This window comes from Sphingobacterium humi (genome assembly GCF_009768885.1).
Classification (GTDB): domain Bacteria; phylum Bacteroidota; class Bacteroidia; order Sphingobacteriales; family Sphingobacteriaceae; genus Sphingobacterium; species Sphingobacterium humi.
Genome location: NZ_WSQA01000026.1, coordinates 1 through 8,835, shown reverse-complemented (window position 1 = coordinate 8,835; position 8,835 = coordinate 1). Strand labels below are relative to the sequence as shown.

At 42.2% G+C, this 8,835-nt stretch carries 8 protein-coding genes and 1 pseudogene; 8 read left to right on the top strand and 1 reads right to left on the bottom strand.

The features are described from left to right. The 3 genes from GQF63_RS19475 to GQF63_RS19465 form a co-directional block, all read left to right on the top strand. Nucleotides 1-385: DUF3408 domain-containing protein (locus tag GQF63_RS19475; protein ID WP_160370913.1), on the top strand; the 385-nt coding region annotated here is incomplete at its 5' end. An 11-nt stretch (nt 386-396) separates the two neighbouring features. After that, the gene (locus tag GQF63_RS19470) at nt 397-672 is read left to right on the top strand and encodes a DUF3408 domain-containing protein (RefSeq protein WP_045756031.1); all 276 of its coding nucleotides are present in this window, start codon (nt 397-399) and stop codon (nt 670-672) included. 2 nt (nt 673-674) lie between these two features. After that, complete coding sequence (locus GQF63_RS19465; RefSeq protein ID WP_160370912.1) at nt 675-1,313, top strand: conjugal transfer protein TraD; 639 nt, start codon at nt 675-677, stop codon at nt 1,311-1,313. Between the two features lie 16 nt (nt 1,314-1,329). On the opposite strand, the gene GQF63_RS19460 is transcribed toward GQF63_RS19465, so the two are convergent. Further along, nucleotides 1,330-4,290 (bottom strand): TrlF family AAA-like ATPase, encoded by a 2,961-nt coding sequence (locus tag GQF63_RS19460; protein ID WP_160370911.1) that lies wholly within the window; start codon nt 4,288-4,290, stop codon nt 1,330-1,332. 200 nt (nt 4,291-4,490) lie between these two features. Between GQF63_RS19460 and GQF63_RS19455 the strand changes: the two genes are divergently transcribed. The 5 genes and pseudogenes from GQF63_RS19455 to GQF63_RS19435 form a co-directional block, all read left to right on the top strand. Then, nucleotides 4,491-4,796, top strand: a complete 306-nt coding sequence (locus GQF63_RS19455) for a DUF4134 domain-containing protein (protein ID WP_160370910.1) — start codon at nt 4,491-4,493, stop codon at nt 4,794-4,796. Between the two features lie 11 nt (nt 4,797-4,807). Further along, nucleotides 4,808-5,140, top strand: a complete 333-nt coding sequence (locus tag GQF63_RS19450; RefSeq protein WP_160370909.1) for a DUF4133 domain-containing protein — start codon at nt 4,808-4,810, stop codon at nt 5,138-5,140. Next, nucleotides 5,137-7,700 (top strand): annotated as a pseudogene (locus tag GQF63_RS19445) (TraG family conjugative transposon ATPase). The gene GQF63_RS19450 and the pseudogene GQF63_RS19445 overlap by 4 nt, the downstream one beginning before the upstream one ends. Nucleotides 7,701-7,738: 38 nt before the next feature. Continuing rightward, complete coding sequence (locus tag GQF63_RS19440; RefSeq protein WP_160370898.1) at nt 7,739-8,371, top strand: DUF4141 domain-containing protein; 633 nt, start codon at nt 7,739-7,741, stop codon at nt 8,369-8,371. A 3-nt stretch (nt 8,372-8,374) separates the two neighbouring features. Further along, the coding region (locus GQF63_RS19435) for a TraJ family protein (RefSeq protein WP_484589596.1) at nt 8,375-8,835 on the top strand (461 nt) is incomplete at its 3' end.

The following is an 8,835-nucleotide window of genomic DNA, read 5'->3' as shown; positions in this document are numbered from 1 at the left end:
TGACGAGGCATATCTCATGTCCATTATGGCAGGCGAAACAAAGAAGCCCCAACAGGCGGTAGCACCGCAAGAGCCGAGCGCAGAGCCGACAAAGGAAACGCCAACGGAAAAGCCCGTAGCCAAAGAGCGCACCCGACAAAAGAGGGCTTCCGATACGGGCTATGGCGAGCGTTTTCTCAACAGCCACACCATGACACGCCGTGGCGATAAGAGCATCTACATCCGGCAGGAATACCACGAACGGCTTTCCCGTATCGTGCAGGTTATCGGCGAGGATAAAATACCTCTGTACGCCTATTTGGACAATATTCTCGAACATCATTTTGAACAGTTCGAGAAAGCCATCACCGATGATTTCAACAATAAGTTTAAACCCATTTTTTAAAGCATTCGATTATGAACAAGACACAGCAAAAACAACCGGAAAAGGTATTGCGCAAAGCGCATTACAAATCGGCATTTTTAAGACCGACAGGGGTCGTGGCAAGGTGCGGAAAATCGGTCTACATAAGCCCCGATTTCCATAAGAAATTATCCCGTATCGTCTTTCTGCTCGGCGAGGGAGAAATTACGCTTACCGATTACCTGCACAGCGTACTGAAACATCACTTTGAGGAGTTCGGAGACGAAATAAAGATTATCTATGCCGACAAGCAAAAGCCAATCTTATAGCTATGGAAACATTGATTGTAATATGCCTTATCATCGTCATCATCCTTTTGCTGAAAGATAAGGTAGTCATCCATAAGAATGTCCGCAAGGAAATAAAGCCGGAAAAGAAAAGCCCCGACCTGCCGGATATTATGGGGCTTCCCAAGCCTGTGGAACGCCACACCTTGCCACTGAATGCCACAAAGAGACAATCGGGCGAACGTGACGGGATAGCTGATAATTTTGGAACAGAAACCTACGGGATAGGTTTTGGATTGGAAAATCCGCAGATTGAGGGAGAGCCGGATGAAGTTTTCGGGAGTATGTCCGATTTTGAAAATGAGGAAGACGAATGGGATGAATACGGGTTTGAGGACAGCGACAATGAGTTTGCCACAGGGGTTACCTTTGATGAACTGACAACCGTAGGGGCATGGTTGGAGCAAGATACACTTGAACCTGCCCAACAACAGAAAGCGGTGGACATAGTTCAACGATTACAGGGAACGGAATTGTTAAGTCTGCTCGAAAACTCAATGGATGGGGCTTCACGGAAGATTGCAGAGTTGTTGGACAAAAGCCTCTCCGCCGGAACGGATTTCAGTTCTCCCGATTTGCGGAAAAGTGATTTAGAGGATTTCGACATTGGGGAGTTTGTGTAAGCTCCCCGATTGTCAATTAGTGAAACCTGTATTTTTTCTCTCGCATAATAAACGCATCTTTACCTCCCTCGACAATATCCGCAATATGTTGCCTAATACCCATTGATTTTAAAACATCTGTTTCCGTGGCGATTTTGTCAAAAGAGTTTTCAATAGCTCCGTTTATGTAATCGAATTTAAAAATACTTGTTGATTGTTCATCGTTTTGACCCTTTTGATTAGCTACGATAACATTTTCAGCATCCGCATTCACTACAATATTTGCATTGTGTGTGACTATAATTATCTGACGTTCGAGTTTTTTACTTCTAAGGTAATTGACTAAATCTGTCGTGATTGACCTATTATCAAGGTTATCTTCGGGTTGGTCTATTAATATAGGTGCTTTAGATTTACTTAGACCAATAATCAGCATCAAGATAACAAAGCTTGCCTTACCAGTAGACATTTCTCCAAGTTTATCATTTTTATAGTTTATCTCCCAATAATCAAAGAAATAGTCATCTAAAACAATTTTTACCGCCGACTGGATGGATGTTCTATTTGTCAGCACATACTTCTTATCAATCAAATCATTAAATAGCTTTTTGACATCCTCAAATATTGTTTCAAAATCGGCTTCATCCGTAGCTTTTTTGCTATCCGACAAAATGTTATATTGGTTATAGGAAGCACTTCTGCCATCACTTATAGCATACATTTCCTTGCGTAATTTGACATAGTTGTATTGTGCTTTTCCAACTATCCCTAATCCATCTTTTTCTAATTCAATAGTTCTATCCCTTAAGGCTGTTATGATATTAATATACTCCTGATAACTACTTTTGTAAATCTCGAATATCTCGTTCTTGGTATCTACAAGAAGTTTGTTTTTTTCTTGTATTTTCTTGGTTAAAACCACAATATCATGCAGAGCTTTTTTATCATTTGCGATGGATAGATTTAACGCTTCGACAGCTTTTTTAACCTGCTCATCTTGCAAATACGGCTGTATCAACTTCTTTATTTCAACCTGCTCGCTATGTATAGTATTGAGTACCTCTCCAAATTTACATTCTCTTATAAAGGAACGCATACCGTCTTCTTTCACTTGGACTTCTATCTCAGTAGCAATATCATTTGCTTTGGTCAATAAGGCATCAATATCAGCATAAGCTATTTTATAAAAATCTTTTATCTCTTGTAATTGCAATTGTTGCAATACAGCATCCTTTTTTTGCTTTAAGCTTTTCATTGCTTGAATGAACTCGCTATTGAAGTTTTGGATGGTTGAAAAATCGTCTTTGAAATTTTGACGTTTTGTATTATTAGCCTCAAGTTTACCTTGAAGTTCTTTGTATTCTGCGACTTGTTCAGAGGTAAGACCAGTACTTTTATTTAGGTCTTCCACTTTTTGTGAATTTGTTTCAATATTTTTTTCCAGCACAAGTCTGTTGGATTTCGTTTTCAGCTCATCCTCCAAATCTTGTATCTCTTTTTGAGTTTCAAAGTAAATATCAATTTGCGCATTTCTCAACTTGTCATTTTGAGAAACCTTATTTACAAAATCTTGATACCACTCTTTAGAAGTATCGTCCTCGGTAATCAAATCCCTTACGAGTTTATTTAAGGACTTTCCTTTTTTGTTAAGTTCGGGTTCTGCGAGTTTCACTAAATAGTTCTGTGGGATATACTTAATCTCTGGAAGTATTGAGTTTTCGTCCGATTGCCTTTTCAAGTTTTGTGTAAAACCTCCTTTGGTTGTTATTTGGAAATCAAATCCATTTTCAATCTTATCTAAGTCATACTTTTCTGTTCCATCATCATTTTTTAATACTGTTTCATCTGCTGAAAGGGTCTTTGCTATTGCATAAAGTAGAATTGATTTGCCCGAAGATTTTCCTCCAATTATAACATTGAGATTAGGATTGAGATGTATAGCTTTAGTTGAGAATACACTATTAGGAGATAGAAAGGAGACTTTTTCTATTAGTAATTTTTCTTCCTTAAAGTCGGGAGTATCATTTTGAATTTTAACCCTATGTTCAGGTTCAAAGCAAATTTGCCTTAACCCCTCGAAATTCAAGTCGCTCTTTACCCAAGTAAACTTAGAAAATAAGTCATCCTCTTTATGAGCGTCACATCCGACAATACAAGGTTTTAACGACCCTCTATGTTGGATAACGTCTTCAACCTCTTTTCTATAAATCGTTTCATTATATCCCTCTGAACCATAGGATTTTTTTCCGATAAAGTATTTAATGTCCTTTGGATTTGCAGAAAATATGGCATCTGAAATCTTATATATAGATGTTCTCAAACCATCTAAACTACCATTTTCATTTTCAAATAGGTCATAGTGCTTTTGCGTTCCCGAAGCACCATCATTATTAGAATTGCTCACAATAAGTAATGTGTTATCCCTAAATTTCTTATTTGTTGAAATAAGCTCTCGTAGAGATTTTAGGTCAATGACAAAATTCTCTATGCCTTTTTCGTATTGTTTGTGAGGTTCGTTAATTTGAGGGTCTAAAGTTTTTCCATAGTTTGTTATCCCATGTTTGTTCATTTTTACCCCATCTTGATTTTCAATATGGGAAAAGAAATCGTTCTCTAAATCTACTACATACTCGGGATTAAATACACAATGTATATTTATTAAACGACCTTTATCCGTAGCTGGTAACATTCTCAATTCAACATTGGGGAAGATAAAAATATCGCTAATGAACGCTATCTCTTCATCGCTAAAGAGTTTTTGTCCACTACCATCTACTTTATCTCCAATTGTGTTTCTGTATGCAATTGTTTCAAGATACTTCTCGATTGAGAAGTAATCAGTTATTCCTATTGCTGAAATCTGTTGCTCATAAGCTTTTTTGAAAAACGTATGAAAGAAATCATCCATTGTAGCGGATGAAAACTGGTCATTTTTATTAGTTCCTTTAGTATGAATATGAAAGTTCCATTTTCTCCATTTTGACCCTATAATTCCCATGTTAATTTAAATCTATTAGTTGGTAAAATATATCCTGCTATAAATGTACTAAATATAATATTTTTTTGCTTTAACAGCCACTCACTGCCAATTCATTCCGCTGATTTCCAGTTTGCCATAACGCTTCGATTTCCATAAGATTTTTGTTGCGAAAGCCCGCACGAGGTGGGCAAGTAGTAACAATTTAATTCAGTTAAATCATGGTAAAACAAAGCAAAAAAATGTTGCTGACAGGCGTTGCGTTCCTGTCGGCATTAGGTGTGTTCGCACAGGGCAACGGCTCGGCAGGTATCACCGAAGCCACGCAGATGGTGACCTCCTATTTCGACCCTGCAACCCAATTAATTTATGCGATTGGGGCTGTGGTCGGATTAATCGGTGGCGTAAAGGTGTACAACAAATTTAGTAGCGGTGACCCCGATACAAGCAAGACTGCGGCGTCGTGGTTTGGGGCTTGTATCTTCCTCATCGTAGCGGCGACCATTCTCCGCTCATTCTTCCTTTAAGCCGACGACCTATGAGCAATTACAATATCAATAAAGGTATCGGCAGAACGGTCGAGTTCAAAGGGCTGAAAGCACAGTACCTGTTCATCTTCGCAGGTGGTCTGCTCGGCGTGCTTATCCTTGTCATGGTCATGTACATGGCAGGCGTAAACTCCTACGTGTGCCTGCTTGTCGGGGCAGGCGGTGCATCGCTCATCGTTTGGCAAACATTCGCATTGAACGGCAAATACGGCGAACACGGATTGATGAAAGTCGGGGCAAAGAAAAGGCATCCGAAATACATCATCTGTCGCAGAGCCATACACCGCTATTTAAAAATCACTTCTAAATCCAGTCATTTATGAGAAATACAGGAAAAGCCACAACGTTGGAAAGCAAGTTTCCATTACTGGCAGTAGAACACAACTGCATCATTTCAAAGGATGCAGACATCACGGCTTGCTTTCGGGTACACCTGCCGGAGTTATTTACGGTGGCATCGGCGGAGTACGATGCCATCCATTCGGCATGGCACAAGGCTATCAAGACCTTGCCGGACTATACCATTGTCCACAAACAGGACTGGTACATCAAGGAAAGTTATGCGCCGGATATTGCACAGGACGGATTGAGTTTCCTTGCAAAGTCCTATCAACAGCATTTCAACGAACGTCCTTTTTTAAACCATTACTGCTATCTCTTTTTGACCAAGACGACCAAAGAGCGGATGCGGATGCAGAGCAACTTTAGTTCGCTTTGCAAAGGTGTACTTATCCCGAAAGAAATAAGGGATAAAGAAACCGTCCGAAAGTTCATGGAAGCGGTGGCACAGTTTGAGCGTATTGTCAATGATAGTGGTTTTGTAAAACTGGAACGCTTGACCGAGGATGACATCATCGGCACAGGCGACCAACAGGGATTGCTCGAACAGTACCTTACCCTGTCGAGGGAAGCCGGAACGCCCATGCAGGACATCGCTTTGGGAAGCGAGGACGTGCGTATTGGCAACAAAAGGCTGTGCCTGCACACCCTGTCCGATACGGACGATTTGCCAAACACGGTATCGGCAAATACGAGGTATGAAAAGCTGTCCACGGACAGGAGCGATTGCCTGTTGTCCTTTGCCTCTCCCGTGGGCTTGCTCCTTAGCTGTAACCATATTTACAATCAGTATTTGTTTTTGGATAACAGCGATGAGAACCTGCGGAAGTTTGAAAAGTCAGCCCGTAATATGCACTCACTGGCAAGGTACAGCCGTGCCAATCAGATTAACAAAGAGTGGATTGAAAGGTATCTGAACGAAGCGCACAGCTTCGGGCTATCCTCTATCCGTGCGCACTTCAATGTGATGGCGTGGTCGGATGACCCGAACGAACTCAAACAGCTAAAGAACGATACGGGCAGTGCGCTCGCTTTGATGGAATGCAAGCCGAGGCACAACACGGTGGATGTTGCGACACTGTATTGGGCAGGCATGGCAGGAAATGCAGGTGACTTTCCGGCAGAGGAAAGTTTTTACACGTTCATTGAACCTGCGCTGTGTTTCTTCATCGAGGAAACCAACTACCAAAATTCGCCATCGCCTTTCGGTATTAAGATGGCAGACCGATTGACAGGAAAGCCCATCCATTTGGATATATCAGATTTGCCTATGAAGCGGGGCATTATCACAAATCGCAATCGCTTCGTGTTAGGCCCATCTGGGGGTTGGCGGGCTATTCTTAATTGAGTAGCCCGCCAACCCTCCAAACTGGAAGTGGAAAATCATTCTTCACCAATCACATGGTGAGGCAGTATTATGAGCAAGGCTCCCATGTACTATTGGTCGATACGGGCAACTCTTATCAAGGGCTGTGCGAACTGATTAAGGGGAAGACAAAAGGAAAAGACGGTGTGTATTTTACCTACACCGAAGACAACCCGATTGCATTCAATCCATTTTATACGGATGACGGCGTATTCGACATTGAGAAAAGGGAAAGTATCAAAACGCTCATTCTTACGCTTTGGAAGCGTGACGATGAACCGCCGACCCGTTCCGAGGAAGTGGCATTGTCCAATGCCGTGAGCGGTTATATCGACCGTATCAGGCAAAGCGGTGAATATCCCTCTTTCAATGGATTTTACGAGTATGTAAAAGGTGACTACAAAAAGGTACTGGAAGACAAACAGGTGAGGGAAAAAGACTTTGACCTCGCAAATTTTCTGAACGTGCTTGAACCCTATTACAAGGGCGGAGAGTACGACTATCTGTTGAACTCCGACAAGCAACTTGACCTGCTTTCCAAACGCTTTATCGTGTTTGAAATTGATGCGATTAAAGACCACAAAATCCTCTTTCCCATAGTGACCATCATCATTATGGAAGTATTCATCAATAAGATGCGCAGGCTCAAAGGTGTGCGCAAAATGATACTGATTGAGGAAGCGTGGAAAGCTATCGCCAAAGAGGGAATGGCGGAGTACATCAAGTACCTGTTTAAGACCGTCCGCAAATTTTTTGGTGAGGCTATCGTAGTCACGCAGGAAGTGGACGACATCATCCAGTCACCCGTGGTCAAGGAAAGTATCATCAACAATTCCGACTGTAAAATCCTGCTTGACCAACGCAAGTACATGAACAAATTCGATGCGATACAAGAAATGTTGGGGCTTACAGAAAAGGAAAAATCCCAAATCCTTTCCATCAATCAGAACAATGACCCGTCAAGGCTTTACAAAGAGGTATGGATTGGGCTTGGCGGTACGCACTCCGCCGTGTATGCCACAGAGGTTTCGCTCGAAGAATATTTGGCATACACCACAGAGGAAACCGAAAAAATGGAAGTCATGCAACTGGCATCCGAACTGGACGGCAATGTGGAACTGGCGATAAAACGCATTGCCCAACAGAGACGTGAGAACGCAAACCTGCCTGTCCGGTAGGCAGGTAATTATTAATCATTTAAAAAAAATCAGAGACAATGAAGAAAACAATGTTACTGGTGTGTACGGCATTTATGCTTGCCGTTGCACCGTCCGCAAAGGCACAATGGATTGTGACCGACCCTGCAAACCTTGCATCGGGTATCATCAACAGTGCAAATGAAATCATACAGACTTCATCCACCGTTTCAAACGTGGTAAAGAATTTCAACGAGGTAAAAAAAGTGTATGAACAGGGCAAGGAATATTACGACAAACTGAAAGCCGTAAACAACTTGGTGAAAGATGCCCGTAAGGTGCAACAGACCGTGTTGCTCGTGGGCAATGTGTCCGAAATGTACGTGAACAATTTCGGCAAAATGATGAACGACCCCAATTTCTCTCCGCAGGAACTGACGGCAATTGCCAACGGTTATTCCACGCTATTGAACGAGAGTACCGAACTGCTCAAAGAACTGAAACAGATTGTTTCCTCGACCTCGCTTTCGCTGAACGATAAAGAGCGTATGGACATCATCGACAAGGTTTACAAAGAGGTCAAGGATTATCACAGCCTTGTCCGCTATTACACCAACAAAAACATTTCCGTGAGCATATTAAGGGCTAAAAAACAGAACAATACTAAAAGGGTGCTTGAACTGTACGGAACTGCTGAACAAAAATACTGGTAAGCTATGGAATGGAACAATCTTCACGAACTCCTGCGCTCGCTTTACGATGAGATGCTCCCACTGTCCGCCGATATGGCGACAGTGGCTAAGGGCATCGCCGGATTGGGCGCACTGTTCTACATGGCACTGAAAGTGTGGCAGGCATTGAGCCGTGCAGAACCGATAGACGTGTTTCCGCTCCTGCGACCTTTCGCCATCGGGCTTTGCATTATGTTCTTCCCGACCATCGTATTGGGAACTATCAATGCGGTATTAAGTCCGGTGGTAAAAGGCACAAACGCCATGCTCGAAAACCAAGTGCTTGACCTCAACAAATTGCAGGAACAAAAAGACCTGTTGGAGAGAGAGGCGATGCTCCGCAATCCCGAAACCGCTTACCTCGTAAGCGATGAGGAATTTGATAAGAAACTGGACGAATTGGGATGGTCGCCGTCCGATTTGGTTGCCATATCCGGTATGTACAT